This is a genomic window from Microterricola viridarii, from assembly GCF_900104895.1.
GTDB lineage: Bacteria > Actinomycetota > Actinomycetes > Actinomycetales > Microbacteriaceae > Microterricola > Microterricola viridarii.
This window is the reverse complement of the sequence record NZ_LT629742.1, coordinates 639,370-663,376: the sequence shown is the minus strand read 5'-3', so window position 1 is coordinate 663,376 and position 24,007 is coordinate 639,370. Positions and strand designations below refer to the sequence as shown.

Annotated in this window: 23 protein-coding genes; 7 read left to right on the top strand and 16 right to left on the bottom strand. The window is 71.5% G+C overall.

What is annotated here, in order from left to right; translation table 11 throughout:
• Positions 1-30: 30 nt before the first annotated feature.
• A complete protein-coding gene (locus tag BLT62_RS03115; RefSeq protein WP_083362745.1) occupies positions 31-618 on the top strand; it encodes an Lrp/AsnC family transcriptional regulator in 588 nt (195 codons plus the stop codon).
• Positions 619-1,041: 423 nt separating this feature from the next.
• Here the strand turns inward: BLT62_RS03115 and BLT62_RS03110 are convergent, their stop codons facing one another.
• The 9 genes from BLT62_RS03110 to BLT62_RS03070 all read right to left on the bottom strand — a co-directional run bounded on the left by BLT62_RS03110 (position 1,042) and on the right by BLT62_RS03070 (position 10,851).
• Positions 1,042-1,779, bottom strand: coding sequence for a hypothetical protein (locus BLT62_RS03110; protein WP_197675160.1), 738 nt, complete (start codon positions 1,777-1,779; stop codon positions 1,042-1,044).
• Positions 1,780-2,019: 240 nt separating this feature from the next.
• Entirely contained in the window at positions 2,020-2,961 is a 942-nt protein-coding gene (locus BLT62_RS03105) for a nucleoside hydrolase (RefSeq protein WP_197675159.1), read from the bottom strand.
• Between the two features lie 7 nt (positions 2,962-2,968).
• Positions 2,969-3,961, bottom strand: coding sequence for a ribokinase (locus BLT62_RS03100; RefSeq protein ID WP_083362744.1), 993 nt, complete (start codon positions 3,959-3,961; stop codon positions 2,969-2,971).
• 115 nt (positions 3,962-4,076) lie between these two features.
• Positions 4,077-6,812: a septum formation family protein gene (locus BLT62_RS03095; RefSeq protein WP_083362743.1), complete on the bottom strand. Its 2,736-nt coding sequence runs from the start codon at positions 6,810-6,812 to the stop codon at positions 4,077-4,079.
• The gene (gene pyrE, locus BLT62_RS03090) at positions 6,805-7,359 is read right to left on the bottom strand and encodes an orotate phosphoribosyltransferase (protein ID WP_083362742.1); all 555 of its coding nucleotides are present in this window, start codon (positions 7,357-7,359) and stop codon (positions 6,805-6,807) included. The genes BLT62_RS03095 and pyrE overlap by 8 nt, the downstream gene beginning before the upstream one ends.
• 44 nt (positions 7,360-7,403) lie before the next feature.
• Positions 7,404-8,759 carry an anaerobic C4-dicarboxylate transporter family protein gene (locus BLT62_RS03085; RefSeq protein ID WP_083362741.1) on the bottom strand — a complete coding sequence of 452 codons (1,356 nt, stop codon included), beginning with the start codon at positions 8,757-8,759 and terminating at the stop codon, positions 7,404-7,406.
• Positions 8,756-9,502, bottom strand: coding sequence for a Type 1 glutamine amidotransferase-like domain-containing protein (locus BLT62_RS03080; RefSeq protein WP_231919322.1), 747 nt, complete (start codon positions 9,500-9,502; stop codon positions 8,756-8,758). Before BLT62_RS03080 ends, BLT62_RS03085 begins: the two co-directional genes overlap by 4 nt.
• Before the next feature lie 298 nt (positions 9,503-9,800).
• On the bottom strand, positions 9,801-10,505 hold the full coding sequence (locus BLT62_RS03075; protein ID WP_083362739.1) for an HAAS signaling domain-containing protein: 705 nt from the start codon (positions 10,503-10,505) through the stop codon (positions 9,801-9,803).
• Positions 10,498-10,851: a PadR family transcriptional regulator gene (locus BLT62_RS03070; RefSeq protein WP_083362738.1), complete on the bottom strand. Its 354-nt coding sequence runs from the start codon at positions 10,849-10,851 to the stop codon at positions 10,498-10,500. The genes BLT62_RS03075 and BLT62_RS03070 overlap by 8 nt, the downstream gene beginning before the upstream one ends.
• An 84-nt stretch (positions 10,852-10,935) precedes the next feature.
• Here BLT62_RS03070 and BLT62_RS03065 point away from each other — a divergent pair, with 84 nt between their 5' ends.
• Together BLT62_RS03065 and BLT62_RS03060 are read left to right on the top strand one after the other, a co-directional pair.
• The gene (locus tag BLT62_RS03065; RefSeq protein ID WP_083362737.1) at positions 10,936-11,721 is read left to right on the top strand and encodes an enoyl-CoA hydratase/isomerase family protein; all 786 of its coding nucleotides are present in this window, start codon (positions 10,936-10,938) and stop codon (positions 11,719-11,721) included.
• A 159-nt stretch (positions 11,722-11,880) separates the two neighbouring features.
• Complete coding sequence (locus BLT62_RS03060) at positions 11,881-13,443, top strand: deoxyguanosinetriphosphate triphosphohydrolase family protein (RefSeq protein ID WP_083362736.1); 1,563 nt, start codon at positions 11,881-11,883, stop codon at positions 13,441-13,443.
• 74 nt (positions 13,444-13,517) lie between these two features.
• Here the strand turns inward: BLT62_RS03060 and BLT62_RS03055 are convergent, their stop codons facing one another.
• Genes BLT62_RS03055 through BLT62_RS03040 form a run of 4 tightly spaced genes read right to left on the bottom strand, consistent with a single transcriptional unit; the run spans position 13,518 to position 17,766 of the window.
• The gene (locus tag BLT62_RS03055; RefSeq protein ID WP_083362735.1) at positions 13,518-14,426 is read right to left on the bottom strand and encodes a carbohydrate ABC transporter permease; all 909 of its coding nucleotides are present in this window, start codon (positions 14,424-14,426) and stop codon (positions 13,518-13,520) included.
• Between the two features lies 1 nt (position 14,427).
• Positions 14,428-15,369 (bottom strand): carbohydrate ABC transporter permease, encoded by a 942-nt coding sequence (locus BLT62_RS03050; RefSeq protein WP_231919321.1) that lies wholly within the window; start codon positions 15,367-15,369, stop codon positions 14,428-14,430.
• Positions 15,370-15,377: 8 nt separating this feature from the next.
• Positions 15,378-16,733 carry an ABC transporter substrate-binding protein gene (locus BLT62_RS03045; RefSeq protein ID WP_172829618.1) on the bottom strand — a complete coding sequence of 452 codons (1,356 nt, stop codon included), beginning with the start codon at positions 16,731-16,733 and terminating at the stop codon, positions 15,378-15,380.
• Positions 16,734-16,749: 16 nt separating this feature from the next.
• Positions 16,750-17,766, bottom strand: coding sequence for a LacI family DNA-binding transcriptional regulator (locus BLT62_RS03040; protein WP_083362733.1), 1,017 nt, complete (start codon positions 17,764-17,766; stop codon positions 16,750-16,752).
• 146 nt (positions 17,767-17,912) lie between these two features.
• Here BLT62_RS03040 and BLT62_RS03035 point away from each other — a divergent pair, with 146 nt between their 5' ends.
• Both BLT62_RS03035 and BLT62_RS03030 read left to right on the top strand, forming a co-directional pair.
• Positions 17,913-18,914, top strand: coding sequence for an ADP-ribosylglycohydrolase family protein (locus BLT62_RS03035; RefSeq protein WP_231919320.1), 1,002 nt, complete (start codon positions 17,913-17,915; stop codon positions 18,912-18,914).
• Positions 18,907-19,947, top strand: a complete 1,041-nt coding sequence (locus tag BLT62_RS03030) for an ADP-ribosylglycohydrolase family protein (RefSeq protein WP_172829617.1) — start codon at positions 18,907-18,909, stop codon at positions 19,945-19,947. The genes BLT62_RS03035 and BLT62_RS03030 overlap by 8 nt, the downstream gene beginning before the upstream one ends.
• 189 nt (positions 19,948-20,136) lie before the next feature.
• Here the strand turns inward: BLT62_RS03030 and BLT62_RS03025 are convergent, their stop codons facing one another.
• Positions 20,137-20,673: a GNAT family N-acetyltransferase gene (locus BLT62_RS03025; RefSeq protein WP_083362731.1), complete on the bottom strand. Its 537-nt coding sequence runs from the start codon at positions 20,671-20,673 to the stop codon at positions 20,137-20,139.
• Positions 20,674-20,761: 88 nt separating this feature from the next.
• On the opposite strand from BLT62_RS03025, the gene BLT62_RS03020 reads away from it, so the two are divergent.
• Positions 20,762-21,316 (top strand): GNAT family N-acetyltransferase, encoded by a 555-nt coding sequence (locus tag BLT62_RS03020; RefSeq protein ID WP_231919319.1) that lies wholly within the window; start codon positions 20,762-20,764, stop codon positions 21,314-21,316.
• Positions 21,317-21,409: 93 nt separating this feature from the next.
• On the opposite strand, the gene BLT62_RS03015 is transcribed toward BLT62_RS03020, so the two are convergent.
• A complete protein-coding gene (locus BLT62_RS03015) occupies positions 21,410-22,099 on the bottom strand; it encodes a response regulator transcription factor (protein ID WP_083365274.1) in 690 nt (229 codons plus the stop codon).
• Positions 22,096-23,292: a sensor histidine kinase gene (locus tag BLT62_RS03010; protein ID WP_083362730.1), complete on the bottom strand. Its 1,197-nt coding sequence runs from the start codon at positions 23,290-23,292 to the stop codon at positions 22,096-22,098. The genes BLT62_RS03015 and BLT62_RS03010 overlap by 4 nt, the downstream gene beginning before the upstream one ends.
• Positions 23,293-23,483: 191 nt before the next feature.
• On the opposite strand from BLT62_RS03010, the gene BLT62_RS03005 reads away from it, so the two are divergent.
• Complete coding sequence (locus tag BLT62_RS03005; RefSeq protein WP_083362729.1) at positions 23,484-23,957, top strand: small multi-drug export protein; 474 nt, start codon at positions 23,484-23,486, stop codon at positions 23,955-23,957.
• The last annotated feature ends 50 nt before the right edge of the window (positions 23,958-24,007 follow it).

The window sequence follows — 24,007 nt, the reverse complement described above, 5'->3', positions numbered from 1 at the left end:
GCGCCACCAACGACGGAAAGGCCCGCCATTATGTCTAGCAAAGCTCAAAGCGCTCAGGATCAGTCTGGACAATCACCCCGCACTCTCGACGAGATCAACATGAAAATCTTGGCTGAACTGCGAGATAACGGACGAATCTCAATGTCAGCCCTAGCTGAACGAGTGAACGTCTCACGCGCAAATGTCTATACGCGGGTCGAGCAGTTGATGGCAGATGGCGTCATCACCGGTTTCAGCGCGCGCATCGATCCGGCCAAGGCCGGGCTCGGCATCTGCGCGCTCGTGTTCCTCTCTGTGCACCCGCAGTCGTGGGAGCGCTTCCGCAGCCAGATCAGCGAGATGACCGAGATCGAGTCGTGCCGCATCACGACGGGCGAGCACGACGCCATGCTGCTCATCCGCGGCGACGAGGTGGGCGCGATCCACGACTTCGTGATCGGCGTGCTGGCGGCGCTGCCCGAGGTGAAGTCGGTGGAGACGGTGCTGGTGCTGGACGAGGTGTTCCAGCGCCCGTACCTGCTGCCGAGCGACCTGCCCCCGCGGGAGCCGGCCGGCGCCCAGCTCGGCATGACGCGCTTCACCCGGGCGAACCCGGGCCGCGCGAGCCTGAGCGGCTAGGCGCCCGGCGGGGCCGCCGAAACTCGTTGGTCGAGGAGCGAGGAGCGAGCGTATCGAGACCCCGCACCCGGGTCGGCTTCCCGCCACGTCAGGGTCTCGATACGGCCCTGGCGGGCCTACTCGACCAACGGGACGCGGCCCTGACGGGCCTACTCGACCAACGTGGCGCTGGGCATGCCCGCTGGTCGATCGCGCCGAAACCCGCTGGTCGAGTAGCGAGGAACGAGCGTATCGAGACCCCGCACCCGACTCAGCTTCCCGCCACGTCAGGGTCTCGATACGGCCCTGGCGGGCCTACTCGACCAACGGGGCACTGGGCATGCCCGCTGGTCGATCGCACCGAAACTCGGCAAGCACCGGGGACGGTTTCGCAGTTTTCCTTGGACTGGGCTGCCGCCTTTCGCGACGCTTCGCGTCGCGCGGTCAGTCGACCTGCACGCAGACGCTGAAGCCGGGCACGCCGTCCAGCACGAAGTCCTCGATGAGCTCGAAGCGGCCGTCATCCGTCTGCTTGACGGTCGTGGTGCTGTCGCCGAGCAGCGTGGCGTCGCTGGCGACGACGTGGTGCACGAAGTATTCCTGGAGCACGCCGCCGCTGTAGCGGCCGACGCAGCGCCCGCCGGTGACCGTGTCGCCGAAGTAATCGCCCCAGATGATGCCGGAGTTCTCGCTGAACTCGAAGCGGGTCGGCGAGTCCACGTTGACGGTGCTCGCGGTGGAGCGCTGCAGCACGAAGGCGGTGCCGTCCATGCGGGGCTCACTGGTGTGTGCGAGGTCGAGGGCAGGCCACTCCGCCAGCGGCTCCACCTCGACGCAGGCGCTCTCGTGCGCCTCGCCGTCCTTCTCGAAGACCTCGTCGAGGTAGAGCTTGCCGTCATCCGCCCGGCGCAGGGTGCTCTCGGCCGTGCCGAGGATGACCTCTCCGCCGTCGACGGGCTTGTGCGCGAAGCAGATGGTGACGACGTCGCCGTCGCGGCGGCCGACGAAGCGGCCGAGCTGCACGGTGTCGCCGATGTAGCCGCCCCAGATCATCTGGCCGAGCTGCTGGTAGCGGAAGCGCGTCGGGGACTCGCTGGAGACGGCGCTCCCCGAGGAGGAGATCATGACGAACTCGAGTCCGTCGATCGAGGCGGGGATGGCGGGGGCGGAGGCAGCGTTCACGAGTCGAGTATGGACGATGATGCAGTCCGTTTCGAAATCGACGACTTTCAGTCCAGTTCGTCCGACCCATTTTGCCCAGCATTCCCCATTAGTCTCCACAACCGCCCGCCGAACCCACTTTCGTCCAACCTGCCCCGCCCCGCCCCGCCCTCGCCCCATCTCGTCGAGACTGCGCGACTTGTAGTTTTTCGGCGCCGGAACGACAAGTCGCGCAGTCTCGGCGACATCTGGGAGGGGGGGCTAGGCGAGGGTGGCGAGGGCGTCGGTGATGAGCCGCCAGAAACGGGGCGCGTCGAGCTCGAGGGCGACGTGCGCATTCGGCTCCCGCTCGAGGATGCCGACCAGGTCGACGCTGGTCACGCCGAGCGTCTCGGTTCCGGCCAGCTCGATGTCGAGCCGGGTGAACACGCTGCCGACCGTCTCCGGATCGGCGAGCACGGCCACCGCGACGGGGTCGTGCAGCGGGCCGTCCGGCAGGCCGAGCGCTTCCTGGTTCATCGAGCGGAAGAAGTCCAGCAGCTCGGCGCCGAAGGCCCCGGTGCGGTTGCCGATGCCCGCCACGGCGTCGCGCACGGCATCCGTCACCATCGCCTGGTGGGTGACGGTGAGCCCGACCATGGTGAAGCGGATGCCGCTGGCCAGCACGATCGCGGCGGCGTCCGGGTCGACCCACGCGTTGAACTCGGCGTACGGGGTGACGTTGCCGCGCTCGGTGGTGCCGCCCATCCAGACGATCTCGCGGATGCGGCCGAGCAGCTCCGGCCGGTCGCGGATGAGCGTGGCGACATTGGTGAGTGGGCCGGTGGCGACGATGGCGACCGGCTCGGCCGAGGCGAGCAGGGTGTCGGCCATCAGCTCGACGGCACCCCGCGGGTCGAGCGGAACGGTCGGCTCGGGCAGCTCGGGCCCGCCGAGGCCGTTCTCGCCGTGGATCCACTCGGCCGTCGCCAGCGGCTTGACGAGCGGCCGGTCGGCGCCGGCTGCGATGGGCACGCCGCTGATGCCGGCGACGGTGCAGGCGATGCGCGCGTTGAGCGTCGTGTGCACCAGGGTGCCGTTTCCGGCGACGGTGGTGATGGCGCGCAGCTCGAGCGCGGGGTTGCCGGCGGCCAGCCAGATGGCGAAGACGTCGTCGTGGCCCGGGTCACAGTCCAGGATCAGGGGGATCGCCGTCGTCGCCACGGTGTCCTCAGCGCTTCTCGGTCAGGCCGTGCTCGGCGGCGAAGGCGAGCACGGCGTCGCGCCCGGCGTAGGAGCCGACCGTGCCGCGCGCCTGCACGGAGAGTGCCCCGGCGGCCGCGGCCAGGCCGGTCGCGTCGGCCAACCCGCGGCCCTCGGCGAGGAAGGCGGCGAGGGTTCCGGTGAAGCAGTCGCCGGCACCGGTCGTGTCGACGGGGGTGACGCGCGGCGCCTGCTTGTGCCAGCTGCCCGCGGCATCCGCGGCGACGGCTCCGGCCGAGCCGAGGGTGATGACGAGCGAGGCACAGCGGCCCTCTGCAACGGCGGATGCCGCCAGCTGCCGCCAGCGCTCGATCGAGAGGTCTGCGCCGTCTTCGGCCGCGGCATCCGGCACCAGGCCGACGGCCCGCGCCTCGTGCTCGTTGACGACGAGCGGGTCGCAGCCGGCCAGCGCGGCCGGGTCGATCGCGATGGGCGGCGCGAGGTTCAGCACGAAGCGGGTGCCGGCGGCGGCGGCCGTGGCGGCCAGCGCCTCGACCGTGGCGGCCGGGATCTCGCCCTGGCTGAGCACGAGCTCGGCGCCGGCGATCGCCGCGGTGTCGGCTGGGCCGAACTCCGGGGCGAGCAGACCATTGGCGCCGGCCGTGACGATGACCGTGTTCTCGCCGGAGGCGACGACGGTGATCTGCGCGACACCGGTGGTGACGCCGGGCAGGCGCCCGACGCCGAGCGTCGGGATGCCGAGCTCGGTGAGGGTCTGCAGGGCGAAGTCGCCGGAGCTGTCGTCGCCGATGCGGGCGATCAGCCGGGTCTCAACGCCGGCCAGGTGCGCGGCGACGGCCTGGTTCGTGCCCTTGCCGCCGAGCGCAACCGCGAAGCCGGTGCTCTCGACCGTCTCCCCCGGTGCGGGGAAGTGCTCGACGTAGCTCGTGCTGTCGACGTTGAGCGATCCGACGACGACGAGGCGGGCGGTGGTGGTGTCTGTCGCGGTGGTGTCTGGCACGGTGGCGTCTCCTGCTGCTGTGAAGGGTGTGTGTGTTCGGTTGGGGCCGGGACCGGTCGGCCTCGCGGGCCGGGCTTGGCCGGGCGATGGGCTCGGCGGAGTCTAGGCGGGGGGTCTAGGCGGCTGGGCCGGGGCCCGCGACGCTCGCGGTGAGGGGCTCGCCCGACACAGCGCTGACGAAGCAGTAGTAGTTGCGCTGGCCGGAGGCCCACTGCTGTTCGGTCACGGGGAAGGAGCTCTGCATCTGCAGCTGCCCGGAGGCGGACTCCGCGGCCGGGTCGACGATTCCGGTCCGCCCGCAGAGCTGGTTGGTCTGGGCGGCGATGGCCTCCTCGCCGGGGAACGGCGTCGCCTCGTCGCCGCCGAGGTTGCCGCGGAACGCCAGTTGGGCTGCGTGCGGGGCGCCGCAGTCGACGACGGTGAAGGTCTCGGCCCAGGGGCTGACGAACGGGTCGAGGCACTCGCCGCCGAACAGCTCGTCCCAGTTGTGCTCGCCGGCCGGCTGCATCGCGGTCGGGGCGGGCGGCGGGGTCGGCGCCTCCGTGGCGGGCGCGGTGCCCTCGGTCGCTGCGGGCGTCGGCGTCGGCGCTGTGCCGAGCAGCGCGGGCAGCTTGGTGCCGAGGATGAAGAGCCCGGCGAGCACGGCGACGCAGACCACGGCGATCAGCGTGATGATGAGAGCGCGCGGCGGCTTGCCCCCGCGGCCGGGCGGGCGCCCCGAACCGGTCGAGGCGGGCCCGTTCGGGCCTCCCGACTGCGGGGTTCCTGCCGGTGCCGCGGATGCCGGAACCGCTGCGGCCCAGTGGCCGAACGGTTCGGCGGCGGCCCCGGCCGGCATGCCGGGCCGCGCTGCGGACGCCCCAGGGCGCGCGGGTGCTGCCGCCGCGGGCGCGGCAGCGGTCGGCGTCGCGGGGTGCTGCGCCGGCGCGGCACCGGGAAGCTGTTGGGGCTGCTCGGAGCGCGGGGCGCCGAAGACGGGCGTGAATGCGGCTCCGGCGGAGTACGGCAGCGTTGGTGCCTGGTTCGGTGCGGCCGGGGCCGGCTGCGCGGCGGTCGGTGCGGCCGGAGTCGGGGCGGCCGGTGCCTGCTGGACAGGTGCCGGCGCGGCCGGGGCCGGCACGGCCGGGGCCGGCTGAACGCCGGGCACCCGCAGCGGGGCCTCGCTCGGCGCCGGTGGCGCGATGAGCGGCGGCAGCACAGCGGCCGGCGCGGCGGGCTCCTCGACCGGCTTCTCGACGGGCGGCTCGACCGGGGCAGGGGTGGCCGGTTCCGCGATTTCCGCGACGGGTGCGTCCTGCTCCGACGCGGCGGCGTCGACGCCGGACGCGTCCGGGGTGGTCTCGTCGGCTCCAGGCATGATCGCGGCGAACCACTCGGCGAGGACGTCATCGGAGGTCGTCGCCGACTCCTCGTTCTCGTCACTCTCGGGGGCGGCCGGTGCGGCAGCGACCGGAGCGGCGGGTGCGGCGTCGACGGCGGGTACAGCCGGAGTGGCTGCTGCGGGCTGCTCGGCTGGTCCGTCAGCTTCCGCGGGCGCGGCAGCATCAGCGGGCGCGGCAGCTTCCGCTGGCGCGGCAGCCTCGGTCGGCGCAGCGGGCTGGGCCGGAACGTCGGCGCCCGTGACTCGGGCGAAGAATGCGGGCACGATCGGCGCTGCGGCCTCGACCGGCGCCGCCGGGGCGGCGGGCTCAGCGGGCGCGACCGGCACAGCCGGAGCAACGGGCTCAGCGGGCGCGACCGGCACAGCCTCAGCGGCGGTCACGGACGCAGCAGGCACGACCCGTGCCGGCGGGAGGCCGGAATCCGCTGCCGGGGCGCCATTGGCGGCACCGGCCGTCAGGCCCCACTGGAACACCGGGCCGGCCGGTTCCTCCGGCTCTGAGTCGTCGTCGAAGTCGTCGTACTCGTCGTCGTAGTGGGCGTCCAGGCCGTCTGCGGGGATGAGGATCGCGGCGGTGAAGCTCTGGTCGAGCGGGGAGGCGGTGTCGGCGGGCACGGCGGGCTGCGGCGCGGCAGGCGCGGCGGCGGCGGGCGGCGGCGTGAGAGGCGCTGCGGGCGCCGCTGCCGGCGGCTCGACGAGCGGAGCCGGCGGGGTCTTGAACATCCGCGGGGCCGGGGGTTCCGCGACGGTCGCGGCGCCGGCGAGGGACTCCGTGCCCGTGTACGGCGCGGTGTCGGCCGGGGCCGCTGCAGGCAGCGAGGGCGCGGGCGGTGCCGTGTGAGGCAGCACGGCTTCGGGCGACACGTCGGCGACGGGGAACACCTCGGTGAACGGCTGGGTCTCACCCAGCGCGGCGGTGTCGGCAAAGCTTGGGGCGGCAGCGGGGGCGGCGGGCTCCTCGACGGGTGCGGCGGGCGCGGCGGCCGGAGCTGGTGCCGGCTCTGCCTCGGGCTCGACGACCGGCGCGAGCTCGAAGAAGTCGGGCTGGGCCGAGCGCGCGGCCGAGTAGTCGGCAACAGCGTAGTCGCGGGCCGGCGGCGTCGGCGGGTTGGCGGGCGCCTCCTGCGCTGGGGTGGCGCGAACGGCCGGCGCCGGGGCGGCGGGCTGTGCGGCGGCCGGGGCCGGCGTGACCGGCAGGGCCGCGGTCGGGGTCGCCGGCGGAACGACCGGCTGCGAAGCGGTCGACGGGGCGGTTGCGGGGGCGGCCGGCTGCTCCTCCTGCACGGGCGGCAGCAGCGGGCTGCGCGGCGCCGCGGCCGGCTTGCGGTCGCCGCTCAGCTGCGCGAGCAGCCACTCGGCGCTGCCGAAGGCGGGGCCGTCGTCCTCTGGACGCTCAGCAGCCTCGGCGGAGCCCACGGCATCCGGGGTCTCTCGATCGTCGGATGCCGCCGGCTGGTCGAGATCAGGCATCCGAGAGGCCCAGGTCGTCGAGGCCAATCGCTGCGTAGTAGGGGTATCCGGCGGCCTCGATCACTTCGCGGGCACCGGTGTTGCGGTCGACGACGACGGCCACGCCGGCGATGATCGCTCCGACCTTCTTGAGCGCCTCGATGGCGGCCAGCGGCGAACCACCGGTGGTGGAGGTGTCCTCCAGCACGATCACGCGCTTGCCCTCGAGGTCCGGGCCCTCGACCTGGCGGCCACGGCCGTGGTCCTTCGGCTCCTTGCGCACGACGAAGGCGTCGTAGGCGGCTCCGCGGGCGGCACCCTGGTGCAGCACGGCGGCGGCGATCGGGTCGGCGCCCATCGTCATGCCACCGACGGCGGCGACATCCGGGATCTCGGCGATGAGATCGAGCATGACCTGGCCGATCAGCGGGGCGACCCGGTGGTCGAGGCTGACCTTGCGGAGGTCGACGTAGTAGGTCGCCTTCTTGCCACTGGTGAGGGTGAAGTCACCGTGGAAGACGGCCTCAGCCGAGATGTAGTCGATCAGTTTGGTTCGCACGTCAGTCACCCCCCGATTCTACGTGCGCGACACCCCGGCAAGCGAAAGCCTCGCTAGGCGATTGCGAACGACAGCACAACACCGACGATGATGGCCACCACCATGTAGATGAGGTTCGGGATCTGGAACGAGTGGTCGAAGACGAACTTGCCCATCTTGGTCGACCCGGTCTGGTCGAACGCGACCGTGGCGACCTGGCTGCCGTTGGCCGGCAGGATGTAGATGCCCATCGCCGCGGGCCAGAGCCCGACGATCAGCGAGGCGGGCAGGCCGATCGCGAGGCCGATCGGCACGATCGCGTTCGTCGCGCTCGACTGGCTGGTCGTGAGCATGGCGACGGCGGCCAGCGCGAGGGCGAACAGCAGCGCGCCGAGGAAGGCGGAGGAGCCCGACACCACGGCGCCGAGGCCCTCCACGATCAGGTTGTTGTTGTTGGCGACGAAGGTGTTGGCGAGCCAGGCGATGCCGAACAGTGCGAACGCACCGACCATGCCGGCCGGGAAGGTGGACTGCTTCGGCACGTCCGCGGCCTTCACCTTGCAGGTGAGGAAGATCGCGGCGGCGATCACGCCCATGACGACCTCGATCACGATCGCGACCGAGACCCGCTCCGGGTTGCCGTCGGCATCCGTGCCAATGATGGGGCGCAGGCCCTCGAACAGGCCGGTGAGGACGATGATCCCGACGCCGGTAAGGAAGAGCGAGGCGGAGAGCACGGCCGTGCGGGGCAGCGGGGCCCTGTCTTCCTTGGACTCCGGCGGCTTGATCGCGTGGGCGGCCAGCCGGCGCTGGAACTCCGGGTCGTCCTCGAGGTTCTTCCCCCAGCGCACCATCACCAGGCTGGCGACGAAGAGGGCGACGATCGAGGCCGGCCACATGATCAGCAGCAGCTTGCCGAGGTCGAAACCGCTCGGGGCGAGCAGCACAACCATCGACGCCGTCGCGGCCGAGACCGGGCTACAGAGGATGCCGACCTGGGAGGCGACGGCCGAGACCGAGAGCGAGCGCTCCGGCCGGATGCGCTGCTGGTAGGAGACGTCGTAGATGACGGGCAGCAGCGGGTAGAAGATGTTGCCGGTTCCGGCGCCGACCGTGAACAGGAACGACATCGCCGGCGCCAAGAACACCACGCTCTTCGGGCGCTGCCTGATCACCTTCGCCGCGATCGAGACCATCCAATCGATGCCGCCGGCCGCCTGCATGACGGATGCCGCCGTCACCACGGTGAGCACGATGAACACGGCATCGATGGGCGCGTTGCCCGGTGCCGTCTGGAAGCCGAACAGCAGCACCGCGACGCCGACCAGGCCCCAGACGCCGAGCCCGATCCCGCTCGTGCGGGTGCCCATGAAGATGGCCAGGATCACCACGAGCAGTTGCAGGATCAGGATGACGACGCTGTCGTTCATGCGCTGACCGATCCGCCCGCGGCGCGCGTCGTGGCGAGCACGGTGATCGGCAGCGGCGTCTCGACGATCTGCCCGTCGACGGCCGCGACGGTGAGGGCCAGGCCGCCGTCGACGGGGCTGATCGCCCGCACGAACTCGGCGCCGGCGCGCCCTGCCGTGGTCGTGAAGTGCACGGACTGCAGGTTGCCGACCGCGTAGCCGGGGCCGAGCTCTCCGCTCTTCAGCGCCGCGTGGTAGAGCGGCTGGCGCTGGTCCTCGGCGTCGTAGTGCGGGCTGAAACTGCCGGGCAGGAAGCCGAGGCTCTCCGGCAACACCCGCAGTGTGGGCCCGTAGCTGTCGGTGGTGCCGCCCTCGAACCAGCAGATGCCGCCGGCGCTGCCGCCGGTGAACACGGCGTTGGAGGCGGGGTCCTCCCACATCTCGCGGAGGATCACGTCGAGGCCCTGCCGCTTCCAGACGTCGAGCATGTTGGCGGTGTTGCCGCCGCCGACGTGGATGACGTCGAAGCCGCGAACGAAGCCGGCCAGGTCGTCCAGGGTGCGGTGGAACAGCGGCAGGTGGTGCGGGGCGCAGCGGTCGGAGTCATACGTCTGGTAGAAGCTCAGGATGTAGCCCGGCTCGTCGCCCGTCGCCGTGCCGACGAAGAGCACCCGCGGGCGCTCCTTGCCGGTGAGATCCAGGATGTAGTCGTGGGTCGGATCATTGCGGCGCTCCATCAGCGCCTTGCCCGCCCCAGATGCCACCACGTGCGCCATTCGCTGCCCCCGCTCGCTCCCGGCCGCCACTCTGTGGCCGCTGTGGATCACGCTAGTGCGCGGTCGGGGCGCGAGCAAGGGGTCGTCTGGCCGGGCGCGCTCGCCTGCGGCATCCGTGCCCCTCTGCGCCAGTTGCTCGCCCTCTGCGCCACCCGGGGTGGCGCGGAGGGCGAGCAACTGGCGCAGCGCGGGCGGGCAGGGCGGGCAGCGCGGGCGGGCAGCGCGGGCGGGCAGGGCGGGCAGCGCGGGCGGGCGGGCGGCCAGGCAGGGCGCGCGGGCGGAGGCCTCAGCCGGCCCGGCGCATCCGGGTGCGGCGCGCGGCGGCGAGCAGCCAGGCGCCGACGCCGAGCTGCACCACGGCCAGCAGCAGCACGCCGCTCCACAGCACGTCGTAGCCGGCGGGCAGCAGCGGGTTCGCCGCGGCCCCCGCCTCGGACGATCCAGCGCCGGCAGCGCCCGTCGCCGGCGGCTGCGCCCCGCCGGTCACGAGGGCCGCGACGGCGCACAGGACCGCGAGGTAGACCACCGGCACGGCTGTCGCGATCAGCTTCTGCCTGCGGGTCCACGCCGTCGACAGCCACACCATCACGTAGCCGGCGAGCCCGCCGAGCACGGGCACGACGACGCCGCCGAGCATCACCAGCAGCCCGGCGAGCACCGCGAACCAGGCCGGCTCCGGCCGCGCATCGGCGGACGCGGGCGAGGGTCCCGACACGGGTGCTGCGGCGGGTGTGGATGCCGCGGGCTCCCCCGGCAGCGCCCCGCGCGCCTCGGCCGCGATGAACTCCGGGTCGCCGAGCTCCCGGATGCGCGCACCGGTCGCCGCGGCGTCCTGCCCGAGCAACTCCTCCCGCACTCCGGCGAGGATCTCCGCCGCCGTCCCCTCGTCGACCCCGTCGAGCGCCGCATCCAGGCGGGCGAGGTAGGCGGTCGCGGCGTCGGCGAGGCGGGCGTCAGGCAGGCGGGCGTCAGGCAGGCGTGCATCAGTCATGGGAGTCGTCCTTGCGTGGGTCGAGGGGGCCGACGAGCTGGAGGACCGTGGCGGAGAAGGGAGCCCACTGCTGCCGGAAGGCGGCGAGGCGGCCGCGGCCGGCATCCGTCAGCTCGTAGAACTTGCGCACCGGCCCGGCCGGCGAGGCCTCGTCAAAGCTGCTCACCAGCCCCTGCGCGCGCAGCCGGCCGAGGATCGGGTAGAGCGTGCCGATGCTGGCGATCATGCCGTGGCCGACGAGCTGTTCCGAGAGCTGCCAGCCGTACATCGGCTCGCGCGCGAGCAGCCCGAGGATGCAGGGCTCGACGACGCCCTTGCGCAGCTGGGCCCCGACGTCCTCACTCATGCGTCACAAGATACTGGCCACGCACGCTACCGGCAAGGGGCAGTCTGCGGATGCCGTGCCGCGGCCTTCCGTAGACTGCACGCCATGAGCGACAGCATCCTCTTCACCGTCAGCGACGACGGCCTGGCCCACGTGACCCTCAACCGGCCGGAGCGCCTGAACGCGATCAACGCGGAGGCCGCGCACCGCTGGCGCGAGATCGCGGGCGAGATCGCCCGCCGCGACGACATCCGCGCCGTGCTGTTCGACGCGGCCGGCCGCGCCTTCTGCGCCGGCGGCGACGTCATGGAGATGGCCGCGCTGGCCGCCGCAGGCCCGGAAACCGGCAGGGATGCGGGAGCCGCCGTGCGCGAGCTCGCCGATGTGATCCACGCCGGGCACCTGCTGCTGCGCGAGAGCGGCACACCCATCGTCGCCGCCGTGCAGGGCGTGGCGGCCGGCGGCGGGCTCGGCTTCATGCTCGTGGCCGACATCATCGTCGCCGCGGAGACGGCCCGCTTCGCCAGCAAGTACGCGGATGTCGCACTCACCCCCGACTGCGGCGTGACCAGCCTGCTGCCTGAGGCCGTCGGCGAGCGCCGGGCACTGGAGCTGCTGCTCACCCCGCGCACGCTGACCGCGGCCGAGGCGCTGGACTGGGGCCTCGTCACAGAGGTCACCGCCCCGGATGCCGTCGCGGAGCGCGCCCGCGCCATCGCCGACTCGTGGCTGGGCGGGGCCCCGGCCGCATTCGCCGAGGCGAAGCGGCTGCTCCGTGCCGCCCGCACGCGCAGCTTCCGGGAGTCGCTCGACGACGAGGCGGGCACCATCGGCGCCGCGTTCGCCACCCCGGAGGCCATGGCTCGCGTGGCCGCGTTCGCCCGGCGCTGAGCCGGGCGCTGAGCCCGACGCTGAGCCGGGCGCCGCCATCGACTACGCGAAAAGTGCGCCAAGACTCCCGTTGTGGCGCGCTTTTCGCGTAGTCGATGCCGCGGCGGCCCCTCCGCCGGCGGCGTTGGCCTCGGTCGCCGGCGCTAGGCTGACGACACCATGCAGAGCTTTGCGAAATCCCACACCGGCGGCGGGCGCGAGCGCGCGATCCCCGAGCCCGCGGCACCCGGCACGGGCGAGGACGAGTTCCGCGTCGACATCGAGCGCATCCGCTTCTCCCCCTACTTCTCCCGGCTCTCCGCGGTCACCCAGGTGATCCCGCAGGCCGGCTCCGGCACGACCGTGCACAACCGGCTCACCCACTCGCTCAAGGTGTCGGCCGTGGCCCGCTCGATCGCGGTCGGCCTGCGCGACGCCCCGGAGGAGGTGCGCAACACGGTCGCCGAGCTCGGCGGCTGCGACCCCGTCGTCGTGCAGGCTGCGGCATCCGCCCACGACCTCGGCCACCCGCCGTTCGGCCACCTCGGCGAGCAGGTGCTCGACCGCCTCGCCCGCGGCAATCTCGGCCTGCCCGACGGCTTCGAGGGCAACGCGCAGACGTTCCGCATCCTGACCGCGCTGGACAGCTGCGACGCGACCGCGCGGGGCCTGAACCTCACCCGGGCGGTGCGGGCCGCCGTGCTCAAGTACCCGTGGACCCGCAACGAGTGGCGCGCGCTGCCCCCGGAGCCGGCGGAGCGCCTGCCCCGCGGGGTCGGCGCCGACTCGGCATCCGGCGCCCTCAAGTTCTCGGCCTACTCGATCGACGCGCTCGAGATGGCGGATGTGCGCTCGGTGTTCCCGGCGATCGGGCGGCACCAGCAGACGCTGGAGTGCTCGGTGATGGACATCGCCGACGACATCGCCTACTCGGTGCACGACCTCGACGACTTCTACCGCGCGGGCGTGCTGCAGTACACCTCCGTCTCGGTCGAGCTGAACGGCTGGCTCATCGCCCAGAGCGCGCTCGCCGACCTGGACGCGGAGGAGCTGCGCGCCGGCCTAGCCGTGCGCCGGCCGGGCTACGCGCTGGAGGCCGCCTGGCGGCACACCCAGGCCAAGGACGCCTGGATCGCCGACGCCGACGCGTTCCGGGAGTCGGTCGAGCGGGTCACCGACGACCTGGTCGAGGGCCTGCTCACGCTGCCCTACGACGGCGGGCTCGAGGCCGACCGCGCGGTCGCCGCCTTCACCCGGCGCTGGATCGACCGGCTCAAGGGCTCCATCCGGGTCGAGCGCACGCCGAACGTGCGCAGCGGCCACGTGCGCCTGCGCAGCGACGCCTGGCACGACGTCGTCGTGCTCAAGTTCGTGCACACCCGCTTCGTGCTCGACCGCAGCGACCTCGCCGTCTACCAGCGCGGCCAGGCCCGCGTGCTCGAGACGCTCGCCGAGGGCTTCCACCTTTGGTTGAACGACCCGGCGGATGCCGGCCGCGCCCCGCGCCGGCTGCTCGACTCGATCGAGGCCGCCACCGACGAGTACCGGGCGCTGCGCGCGGACGCCCCGGAGTACTTCGCGGCGGTCGGCGCCACCACGAGCGACGCCGACATCGCCCGCTTCGGCCGCTCCCGCGCCGTCGTGGACTACATCGCCTCCTTCACCGACGCCCAGGCGATGGGGATCGCGGCGCTGATCAGCGGCACCTCCGACAACCTCTGGGAGTCCGGCCGCAGCCTGTAGCGGGCCAGAAACGCAGACGGGCCCACCGCGCGGAGAATCCGCGGGCGGGCCCGTCTGCGTGCGGGGCGGCTCGGCTAGTTCGCCATGCCGCCCTGCGTGTAGCCCTCGATGAACTTGCGCTGCAGGAAGATGAAGATCACGATCGCCGGCAGCGCCATGATCAGGCCGGCCGCGCTCACGAGCGCCCAGTTCGGCGTCAGGTTCTGCTGGAACGAGTACAGCGCGAGCGAGGCCGGGAGCCGGTCGGCGTCCTGGATGAAGGTCACCGCGAGCAGGAACTCGTTGTAGGCCTGGAGGCCGGCGACGAGCGCTGCCGTGATGAAGCCGGGCCAGATCATCGGCACGACGATGCTGGTGAACAGGCGGAACTCGCCCGCGCCGTCGATGCGCGCCGCCTCCTCGTACTGCGGCGGGATCGCGATGAGGAACGAGCGCAGCAGCAGGGTGGCGAACGGGCTGTAGATCGCCCAGTAGATGACGATGAGGCCGAACTGGGAGTTGTAGAGCCCGAGAGTCGACCACCAGGTCAGCAGCGGAACGAGGAACATCTGGATCGGCAGCGAGGTCGAGACCAGGAGGTAGAGCATCCAGTTGTTCTTGCCCGGCAGGTCGAGCCTGGTCATCGCGTAGGCGGCGAGCCCGGCAATCACACAGACGCCCACCGCGGTCGAGACCGAGATGATGAGGCTGTTCAGGATGCCCTGGCCCATGTTGGCGTCCTGGAACGCCGTGACGAAGTTCTCCCAGCGCCACTCGGTCGGCGCGCCGAGCGGGGAGTTGCTGATCTCCGCGGGGCTCTTGAGCGAGTTGAACAGGAACACGACGAGCGGTCCGCCGGCGTAGACGGCGAGCACGACGAGCAGGAACCAGCCGAGCGGGCCGGTGCCCGTGTTCGTGCCGGTCTTGCGCCGGCCGCGGCGGGACGTGGGGCCCGGCCGCGAGCGGATCGCGGGCTTCTCGCTCACTTCAGAGACGATGCTCACGCTAAACCTCCCACTTGAGCTTCTTGCGAAGCAGCTGATAGCCGAGCACGATGGCCGCACTGATCACGGTGAGCAGCATCGCCATCGAGGAGGCGTAGCCCGCGCGGTTCTCGGAGAACGCCGTGCGGTAGAGCACCGTTCCGACGACATCCGTCGACCCGGCCGGCCCACCCTGGGTGAGGATGAACACGTAGTCGAAGACGAGGAACGACCAGATCACCGTCATGAGCATGAGGAACATGAGGGTGGGGCGGATGCCGGGCAGCGTGATGTGCCAGAACTCGCGGAACGCGTTCGCGCCGTCCAGACGGGCAGCCTCGTAGAGCGCTGGGTCGACGCCCTGCATCGCGGCCAGGAACAGCACCAGCAGGAAGCCCCACCACTGCCAGTTGTTGATGAACGCCACGGAACCGAGAGCGAGCGCCGGGTCTCCGAGGAAGTTGGTGTCAGCGAACCAGTCGATGCCGATGCTCTGCAGCGCCTGCCCGATCCCGGCCGTCGGGCTGAGGATCTGCCGCCAGATGATCGAGGAGACGATCGTCGCGAGCACGTACGGGATGAAGAACAGCACGCGGAACAGGATCTGGCCGCGGCGCACGCGCGAGAGCAGGAAGGCGCCGAGGAGGGCCATCGACATCGGGACGACGAGGAAGAACCCGGTCCAGATGAGGTTGTGCTGGATCGCGCTGAGCACGGCGGGGCTCGTGAAGAGCTCGACGTAGTTCGCGAGCCCGACGAAGTTGGCCGCGCCCAGGCCGTCCCAGTCGGTGAAGGAGTAGAAGAACGAGGCGAGCCCCGGACCACCGATCACCAGGAGGTTGACGATGAGGAGGGGCGCCATGAACGCCCAAGCGAGTCCGCGCGTGCGGTACTTGATCTTCGTGCTGCCGTGCCGCCGCAGGGGGGTTCCCTGCGGCGGCACGGCGGTTGCGGTTCGTGACATGGGGTGGATTAGCCAGCCGTCGGGGCGAACGGCACGATGACCTTGCCCGCGGCGAGCTCACCGTCGAAGGTCTTCTGCAGACCCGCGAGGTAGTCGCTCGGGCTCATGTCGCCCGTGATGATCTTGTCGAACTCCGTGTACAGGTACGTGTCGGTCGCCGCGGGGAAGAAGGTCCACGAGGCGTACCCGAGGTTGCTGCTCGTCGGGATGTCCTTGTACAGGCGGGCGACGCGCTCATCGAGATCCGCGGGGAAGTCGGCCTCGTCCACGACGACCGGGGCGGGGTTCTCGCTGGTCTTGGCCATGTAGTTGTAGATCTTGGCCGGGTCGTTGATGAGCGAGTCCAGGAACTTGGCCGCCGCGGGCTTGTTCTTGGAGACCGCGTTGATCGAGAGCGAGGTGCCGATCGCGAGCGGGTAGACGCCCGGCTCGACGTTGTCGCTGAGCGCGGGCAGCGGGGCCCAGTCCCACTCAGCGTCGTTGCCGGCAGCCTCACCGAAGTAGGAGCCGGCTGAGCTGAACGACCACGTGCCGGTCATGTAGAGAGCCACCTTGCCGCTGGCGAGGCCGGCGAACATGTCGGTGTCGGTGTTGGTGAAGTAGCTGTTCGCGCTGCCGCCCCACCAGCCCTTGTCGATCTGCGTCTTGAGTGTCGTCATTGCGTCGACGAACTCCGGGTCGGTGAACTTGGCGGTGCCGGTGAGCACCTCGTAGAGCTTCTCCGGGCCGACGGCGGCGTTGAGCACGGCGGAGAGGTACCACTCGCTCTGCGCCTGGTAGCCGCTGTTGCCGGCGCCCACGGGGATCATGCCCGCTGCGGCGGCCTCGGTGGCCACCTTCTCGAACTCGGCGGCGGTCGTCGGGACGGTCCAGCCGTGCTCGGCGAAGACGCCCGGGTTGTAGAACATCACGATGGAGCCATAGCCGGTGGGGATCGAGTACAGCTCACCGTTGACGAGGCTGGCCTGGTAGGCCCACGGCTCGAGGAGCTTCTCCCACTCGTACTCCGTGGCGAAGGAGTCGAGGGACTCGATGCGCTCGGCCGAGGCGAAGCCGAGCGCGCTCGACGGGCCGGGAGAGAAGACGACATCCGCGCCGCGGCCGGCCGCAACTGCGGTGTCGGTGAGCGAGCCGATGTTCGACCACTGCTTGACGTCCAGCTTGGCCTGGGCGCCATCCGAGGACTCGTTGAACGCGTCGATGAACTCCGACTGGAACGTCTTCTGGGTGTCGGTCGAGTTGAAGGCAGCCCAGTAGCTAACGGTGTCGGCAGAGCTCGCCGCTCCGGCGCAACCGGCCAGAAGGCTTGAAGCGGCGACCGCGACTACTGCAGTGCGCAGAGCGCGTCGTGAAAACTTTGACACGGGGGAGGTGTTCCTTTCAGTGGGTGACAACGGTGCTGGACTCGCGGATGACGAGGCGCTGGGAGAGTCGGACGTGGCGGGTGACGTCGTCGACCGAGCCGTTCAGCCGGTCGAGCAGGAGGCGGGCGCTGGTGCGGCCGATCTCCCTGGCGGGGTTGTCGACCGTCGTGAGCGCGGGGGTGATCAGCCCGGCGGCCTCGATGTCGTCGTATCCCGTGACGGCGATGGACTCCGGGATCGAGATGCCCCTGGCGCGCAGCGTGTCGATGACGCCGATCGCGATCAGGTCGTTCGCGCAGACGATCGCATCCGGAAGCTCCTGGAGTTCGAGCAGCAGGGCGGCACCGGCCGCGCCGCCGTCGCGGGTGAACGAGGTGAACACCGAGAGCGCGTCATCCACCGCCAGGCCCGCGCCGAGGAGGGCCTCGCGATAGCCGGAGTGGCGCAGGGAGGAGGTGAAGTCGTCGCGCTCCCCGCCGACGAAGGCGATGCGCCGGAAGCCGTTGCCGAGCAGGTGCGCGACGACGGAGCCGATGCCGGCCGCCTCGTCGACGTCGACGTAGTCGCTGCCGCTCACGCCGATGTCCTGGCCGAGGGCGACCACGTGGGTGCCGGACTGCGCGATCAGGTCGAGGTCGGCCTGCGTGCAGCCGTAGGTGGTGAGCACGATGCCGTCGACCCGACGGGCGAGCACGTGCCGCAGCGTCTCACTCACCGTGCGCGAGGGCAGCGCGACGTCATTGACGGAGAGCAGGTAGCCCTGCGGCATCAACACATCCTGGATGCCGACGGCCACCAGCGGGTAGAAGGGGTTCGTGATGTCGGGCACGATGAGCGCGACCGACTCGGTCCGCTGGCTGCGCAGGCTGCGGGCGCCGGGGTGCGGGCGGTAGTTGAGCTTCTCGATCGCCGCCTCGACCCGCGAGCGCGTGGCCGCGCTGACGGGGCGCTTGCCGCCGAGCACCTGCGAAACGGTGGACACGCTGACGCCGGCTTCCGCCGCGACGGCGACAATTCCGGTGGCACTGTTCATTGGGCTCCTTGCGCATAACGTTTTGCGTCGCCTCAGTATTCAGCGCGGAACCCCGCTCTGTCAAATAGGAAATTCCGCGAGGTTGCAACGATGTTTGCCGCTATGGTGATGACTTATCCCGCAAAACGTAATGGTTTGGAAGATACGTGACTACGATTCATGATCGCGCCCGCGGCGCAATCATCGGCCTCGCCATCGGCGACGCCATGGGTGCCCCGACGGAGGGCATGACGATTTCCGCGATCCGCGAGCAATTCGGCCGGGTCACCGGCTACCTCAGCGGAGACGCTGCGGGCACCGACGACACCGAGTACGCCGTCCTCTGCGCCCAGGGCGTGCTCGCGCAGGGCTCCGCGCTGAGCGCCGAGGGCGTCATGGCGCAGTGGGTCGGCGCGGTCTCACACCAGAAGGGCGGCTTCTTCGGCGCCGGCTTCAGCGAAATGGTCGCGATCAGCAACTTCATCAAGGGCGTGACGCCGCCCCGCAGCGGCCAGGAGAACTACGAGCAGTGGAGCGATGGCGCGGCCATGCGCGTCGCCCCGATCGGCATCTTCGCCCTCGGCGACCCCGTCGAGGCCGCGCGGCTGGCCGGCATCGACGCCTCCGTGAGCCATGCCCGTGACGGAATCTATTGCGGTCAGGCGATCGCCGCCGCCGTCGCGGTCGCCATGGTGAGCGACGACTTCGAGGCGGTCCTGGCCGCCGGCGTTGCCGCCCTGCCCACCGACTCGTGGTCCCACCGCCTGGTCACTCGCGCGCTCGGCCTCGCCCGCGCCGCGGGATCCGTCGAAGAGGCCGAGAGCATCCTCTACGAGGAGATCTCGCTTCTGCATTACCCCTGGGCGGATGCCGGGCCCGAGGCGCTCGCGCTCGCGTTCGGGCTCTTCGCTGCCAGCAAGGGCGACTTCGCCACCGTGATCGAGTCCTCGGTCAACATCGGTCGAGACTCCGACACGATTGCGGCCATGACCGGCGCGATGGCGGGGGCCATGATCGGCTACTCGGCCATCCCCGAGGCCTGGAGCGCACAGGTGATCCAGGTCATGGGTCGCTGCATTCTCTCCACCGCGGGAACGAACCTGCTCGAGCTCGCCGATGCCCTGGTCGAGTTGAGCGCCACGACAATTGAGGAGCCCGCCCGTGTCTGATTCGTTGAGCCGCGCGACGCGCGCACACGGGGCCCTGCTCGGCCTCGCCGCCGGGGACTCCCTCGGAATCGCCTCCGACTACCACCAGTCCATTCGCGACACCTGGGTGCGCGGAATGCTCTGGCGGGGCTCGGCCGAGCTCGACCAGCAGCGCGTCGCACGCCCGATGCTCCCCTTCGCGCACAGCATGGGCATCTCCACGCTCAACGCGAGCGACGACATCGAGTCGGCCGTGGTCGCCGCGAAGGTCTTGATCGAGTGCGCGGCGTCCGGCTCGGGGCAGGGTGCCGAGGCGCTCTTCGCCGGCTGGCAGAAGCACATGCTCGGCGAGGACGTGTGGAGCGGCATCGCGGAGCGCTCGGCGATCATCAATACCCAGCGCGGCTATGTTCCGCCGATCACGGGCAACGACAACCCGGCCTTCTACACCGACAGCGCAATCCCCGCCGGCGTCAGCATCGGCCTGCACTGTGCGGGCGACCCCGCGCGCGCGGCCGCGATCGCGCTCGACTACGCCTCGATCACCCACGCCGAGGACGGCGTCTGGGCCACGGCGGCCATGGCGGTCGCGATGGCCGAGTTGGCCGACGGCTCGCCGCTCGAGGCGGCGCTCGCGCTCGCCGAGGAGCAGATCCCGGCATCCAGCTGGCTCGGCGCGAACGTGGCCAGGGCCCGCGAGATCACGGATGCCGCGAGCAGCGCATTCGCGAGCATCCCCGAGCTGTCCGCGGCGCTCAACTCGCGCGAGTACAGCCACGGCGGCGTCGCCCCGGAGACCCTGCCGCTCGCCTTCTCGATCGTGCGCCTCTGCGAGGGCCGCCTGAGCGAGGCGCTCCTCGTCTCGCTGGCCTTCGGCCGCAAGTCGGACAGCCTGCCGGCCATGGTCGGTGCCCTCGTGGGGGCCATCGACCCCGCCGAGCTGCTCGGCACCAGCTGGGACACCCAGCTGGACGCCGTGAAGGGGCTCTTCGTCCCCGCCCTCGCCGGCGTCTCGATCACGGAGTTGGCGGCCGCGCTCAGCAGCGCGCCCTAATGCTCCCCCCGCGTTCGACAGGCCGAGCCGGCGGCCCCCAGCCGGTGGCCCTGTCGAACCGGTGATCGGGCGGGCCGCCCCGCTCCCCCGCGGGGCGCGCCGGCCCGATCGCCCCAGGCCCCGACAGGCTGCTCCGCTCCCCCGCCGAGCGGCTTGTCGGGGCCGCTTGGTTTCCCCGGGCCGAGCCGGTCAGCCGTCCAGCTGCTTGCGGAACCAGTGGTCGGCATAGGGGTCGTCGTTGTGCGGGGCGACCTCGGCGTAGCCGACGGTGGCATAGAGCCGCCGCGCCTCGACGAGATCCGATCGCGTGTCGAGGCGGAGCGCCGAGAGCCCGCGCGCCCGCGCCTGCACCTCCAGCTCGCCCATCAGCAGTCGGCCGAGCCCGAGCCCGCGCGCGGCCGCGTCGACGAACACCCGCGTCACCTCGCCCACCCGCTGCGGGGCGGCCTCCGCGCCCTCGGCGCCGGGCACGGCGCCCTCAGCGACGAACCGCATCCCGGCGCACCCGAGCACGCGCTGGCCGCGCCGGGCGAGCAGCAGCAGCCCGTGCGGCTCCTGCAGGCGCTCCCCCGGGTACGAGGCGTCGACGTCCGCGATCTCGGCGGCCGTCGCGGGGCGGCCGTGATAACGGGTGATCAGGTCGTCGAAGTAGCGCGCGGAGATCGCGCGGGCTTCGTCCGAGAACGGTGACTCGACGGCGATCAGGACGGGCGAGGGTGTGGGCACAGCCTCGAGCCTATGAGCTGGCGGAGGCCGCGCGCGTTGCCCCCGGCCCCGGCCATCTGGATAGCATCGTTCTGGATAGCATCGTTGCGTGCCGACATCCGCGAATCTGCCCCGCGCCCTGCCCGACGGAACCGCCCTCCGCCTGCTGCGCGCCGACGACAGCGCGGCTCTGACCCGCGCATACCTGCGCAACCGCGCGCACCTCGCGCCGTGGGAACCGGTGCGCTCCGAGGACTACTTCACGCCGGCCGGGCAGCGCTCCGTCGTGCTCGGCCAGCTCGGCCAGTACGGCGCGGGCACCGGCTTCCCGCTCGTGTTGAGCGACGGCGCCGAGATTCTCGCGCGCATCAACCTCTCCGGCATCGCCCGCGGGCCGTTCCAGAGCGCCAGCCTCGGCTACTGGGTCGACGGCGAGTACACCGGCCGGGGCATCGCGCAGGCCATGCTGCAGCACGTCGTCGAGCTGGCCAGGGACCGGCTGCAGCTGCACCGGCTGGAGGCCGGCACGCTGCTGCACAACGCCGCGTCGCAGGCGGTGCTCGCGCGGGCCGGATTCGAGCGGATCGGGGTCGCCCCGCGCTACCTCAAGATCGCCGGCGACTGGCAGGACCACGTGCTGTTCCAGCGGATCCTGCACGACTGAACCGCGGGGCTTCGACAGGCGCGACCAGCAGGACCCCCGGTGGCTCGAGGGAGCTTGCGACCGAAGCCAACAGGCGGGGAGCGCGGGGCCGCCCTAGATCCAGCCCTGCTGCCACGCCTTCTCGGCTGCCTCGTGCCGGGACGCCGCGTCGAGCTTCGTCATCGCCGCCGACAGGTAGTTGCGCACGGTGCCGGGGGCCAGGTGCAGGCGCTCGGCGATCTGCTGCACGCCGACGGCGGTGCGGCTGACCCGCAGCACGTCGAGCTCGCGGTCGGTGAGCGGGCAGCGCTCGGCGGTGAGGGCCGCCGCGGCGATCTCGTGGTCGATGTAGCGCTTGCCAGCTGCGACATCCCGGATCACCTCGGCCAGCTCGCCCGCCGGCGTCGACTTCGGCACGAACCCGGAGACCCGTGCCTCGAGCGCGCGCCGCAGCACGCCGGGGCGGGCGTGCCTGGTCACGATGATGACCCGGGTGCTCACCGTCGAGAGGATCCGCGCGGCCGCCTCGATGCCGTCGGCGTGCGGCATCTCGAGGTCGAGAAGGCAGATGTCCGGCCGGGTCTGCAGCGCGAGCTCGGCGGCGGTGACGCCGTTGTCGGCGCTGGCCACGACCTCGATGTCCGGCTCCAGCCCGAGCAGCGCCTCGAGGGCGCCGCGGATCAGGTGCTCGTCGTCGGCGATGAGCAGGCGGATGACGCGCCGCTCGGCCTGCGCGATGCCCGCGCCCGTGTCGGCGCCGGTGCCGGTGCCGGTCCCGGTCCCGACCTCGCCGAGCGCGCTCATGCCCGGGCCCCCACCCGGGTCGGCACGCACACCGTCAGCGTGAACTGGCCGGCATCCGGGTCGAAGGAGGTCTCGAGCTCGCCGCCGACCGGCAGCAGCCGCTCGCGCAGCCCGGCCAGGCCCGAGCCGGAGGTGCCCGGGCTGGACACCGCGCCGACGCCGTCGTTGCCGATCTCCAGCGTGTACGCCTCGGCCGTCGACCGGAAGCGGATGCCGACCCGGCCGGCCTCGCTGTGCCGGAGGATGTTCGTCGTCGCCTCGCGCACCGTCATCGCCAGGGCGCGGCGCAGGTCGGTGCCGGCCGGCAGCGGGTCGACGTCGAGCGTGCACGTGGCGCCGGCCGCCGTGAGCACCTCGCGCGCGTTCTGCAGCTCGTCGTCGAGCGCGACCTCGCGGTAGCCGGCGACCAGCGAACGCGTCTCCTCGAGCGCCTGCTTCGCGATCATGCGGGTCTCGTGCACGTGCACGCGCGCGGCCTCGGCGTCCACGGTCAGCAGCCGCTCGGCCAGCTCCGACTTGAGGGCGATCACCTGCAGGTGGTGGCCCTGGATGTCGTGCAGGTCGGCGGCGAAGCGCAGCCGCTCCCTGGCGACGGCCAGCTCGGCGGCGGTGTGCCGGTTGCGGTCCAGCATCACGACGATCTCCCACCACCACAGGCTGCTGAGCAGCATGACGGGCAGCGCGACCACGTACACCGCCAGCAGCCAGGCCGAGTAACGGTCGGTGAAGTCGACGGTGCTGCCGGTGATCGCGTCGCTGAGGAACGGGTGCACCGCGATCAGCCCGACGCCGCCGGTGAGCAGCAGCCAGCGCGGGCGCTTGGGCAGGAGGCAGGCGATGAGGCAGAGCGCCATCCACAGCGGGATCGCCCCGAGCAGGGCCGCGTTCGAGCTGAAGAGGGCGATGACCCAGACGAATGCCGCTGGCGCCAGCAGGGCGAGCGTCCACGCGGTCCGCGGCATCCCTCCCCCGCGCCCGACCCGCAGGAACCAGCAGTACCGCACGTTCACGGCGGCCGCCGCCAGACACAGGACAAGCAGCACGGCGTCGAGCGCGCCGCCGGTCGCGGCAAAGTCCGCCAGCAGGATCATCGCGACGCACGCGTACAGGAACACCGTGAAGAACACCATCGAGCCCAGCGTGAACAACCACGTCGTCTGCACGCTGCGCACGGGGGTGGGGGTCGCCGTCATCGGGCCGGGCGGGTGTCAGGGCTGCTCATCCTCCCCAGCGTAGAGCAGTGACATTTGTCATGTTTTCGCGGGCGAAAGTGCCATAAACACCGTGACAGTGCGGCACTACTTCGCTTCCAGCGCCGCCGACAGGATGGAGCTATCGCTTCAGCACACACTCTCGGCCACGGCCACCACGAAAGGCACCACGAATGATCGACGCACTGCAAGACTTCACCTCCTCCTTCCCCGCTCTGCTGCAGTGGGTGGGCGTGATGCTCGTCGCGGCCATCCCGTTCGTCGACTCCTACTTCGGCTCGGTCATCGGCGTGCTCGCCGGCCTCAACCCCGTCGTCGCCATCGCGGCGGCGATCGTCGGCAACGTTCTGGCCATGCTGATCTTCGTGTTCGCCGCGCATCGAGTGCGCACCGGCGTGGTCAACTCCAAGGCGCCACGGCAGGATTCGGCCCGCAGCAGAAAAGTGCGCGCCTGGTTCGACAAGTACGGCGTCGCCGGGGTGAGCCTGGTTGGCCCGGTCGTGCTGCCGAGCCAGTTCACCTCCGCCGCCATGGTCTCCTTCGGCGCGTCCAAGAACTCCGTCATCCTCTGGCAGATCATCGCAATCACCATCTGGGGTGTGGTGTTCGGTACCCTCGCCACCGTCGGCATCACGCTTTCTCGCTAGTTCCAGCATCCGCACTATGTAAAGAACTCTTGACACCGTGTCTGCTCTGG

What these genes read in the sequence shown, in the direction of transcription:
- BLT62_RS03115 (WP_083362745.1), top strand. Translation starts at nt 31, where the DNA reads ATGTCTAGCAAAGCTCAAAGCGCTCAGGATCAGTCTGGACAATCACCC.
- BLT62_RS03075 (WP_083362739.1), bottom strand. Translation starts at nt 10,505, where the DNA reads ATGACTGATGCACGCCTGCCTGACGCCCGCCTGCCTGACGCCCGCCTC.
- BLT62_RS03065 (WP_083362737.1), top strand. Translation starts at nt 10,936, where the DNA reads ATGAGCGACAGCATCCTCTTCACCGTCAGCGACGACGGCCTGGCCCAC.
- BLT62_RS03050 (WP_231919321.1), bottom strand. Translation starts at nt 15,369, where the DNA reads ATGTCACGAACCGCAACCGCCGTGCCGCCGCAGGGAACCCCCCTGCGG.
- BLT62_RS03085 (WP_083362741.1), bottom strand. Translation starts at nt 8,759, where the DNA reads ATGAACGACAGCGTCGTCATCCTGATCCTGCAACTGCTCGTGGTGATC.
- BLT62_RS03060 (WP_083362736.1), top strand. Translation starts at nt 11,881, where the DNA reads ATGCAGAGCTTTGCGAAATCCCACACCGGCGGCGGGCGCGAGCGCGCG.
- BLT62_RS03005 (WP_083362729.1), top strand. Translation starts at nt 23,484, where the DNA reads ATGATCGACGCACTGCAAGACTTCACCTCCTCCTTCCCCGCTCTGCTG.
- BLT62_RS03010 (WP_083362730.1), bottom strand. Translation starts at nt 23,292, where the DNA reads ATGACGGCGACCCCCACCCCCGTGCGCAGCGTGCAGACGACGTGGTTG.
- BLT62_RS03095 (WP_083362743.1), bottom strand. Translation starts at nt 6,812, where the DNA reads ATGCCTGATCTCGACCAGCCGGCGGCATCCGACGATCGAGAGACCCCG.
- BLT62_RS03015 (WP_083365274.1), bottom strand. Translation starts at nt 22,099, where the DNA reads ATGAGCGCGCTCGGCGAGGTCGGGACCGGGACCGGCACCGGCACCGGC.
- BLT62_RS03070 (WP_083362738.1), bottom strand. Translation starts at nt 10,851, where the DNA reads ATGAGTGAGGACGTCGGGGCCCAGCTGCGCAAGGGCGTCGTCGAGCCC.
- BLT62_RS03040 (WP_083362733.1), bottom strand. Translation starts at nt 17,766, where the DNA reads ATGAACAGTGCCACCGGAATTGTCGCCGTCGCGGCGGAAGCCGGCGTC.